The 596-nt window shown below is 71.1% G+C and carries 1 protein-coding gene; it reads right to left on the bottom strand.

Going from position 1 to position 596, the window contains the following annotated elements:
• Positions 1-98: 98 nt before the first annotated feature.
• The coding region (locus ABD323_RS44000; protein WP_344447612.1) for an SDR family NAD(P)-dependent oxidoreductase at positions 99-596 on the bottom strand (498 nt) is incomplete at its 5' end.

The raw sequence follows: 596 nt of genomic DNA, 5'->3' as shown, positions 1-596 counted from the left end.
AGCACCCGGACCGAGGCCACCTGGCCGACCTTGGACGGCACGTTGCTCCAGTCCGGCCAGCCCTTGATCTTCGCCTGGCCGTCCTGCACCAGCCCGGCCTACTCGTCCATGCTCTGCTCGATCTCCTCCAGCGTCACCTTCCGCTCGTCGAAGCGGTCGTGCAGCTTGGAGGGCAGATTGCGGACCGATCCGAAGGAGCTCGCCACCACGACGAACCGGGCGCCGTCGTTCAGCAGCGGCACGAAGGCCTTGATCATGCGGTAGGTGCCGTGGTTGTTGGTGTCGACGAACTCGCCCACCTGCTCGGCCTGCGGGCGGTCCGGGGTGATCCGGGCGGCGGCATTGGAGATCACCACGTCCACCCCGCCGTGCTCGGCCCCGAGCCGGTCGGCCAGCGCCCGCACGCTCGCGTCGTCCCGGACGTCCAGCAGGGCCAGCCGGGGCCGCAGCCCTTCGGACTCCAGCAGCCGGACGGCTTCCTCGCCGCGGGTCCGGTCACGGGCGGACAGGTAGACCACGCCGCCCTCGCCCAGTCGGTGGCCCAGGCCGCGCACCAGCGCGAGGCCCAGGCCCTGATTCGCTCCTGTGACTACAGC

It is taken from the genome of Kitasatospora nipponensis (assembly GCF_039528135.1).
GTDB classification, from domain to species: Bacteria; Actinomycetota; Actinomycetes; order Streptomycetales; family Streptomycetaceae; genus Kitasatospora; species Kitasatospora nipponensis.
Note: the sequence above shows the minus strand (reverse complement) of the source record. Positions and strands in the feature narration are given on the sequence as shown.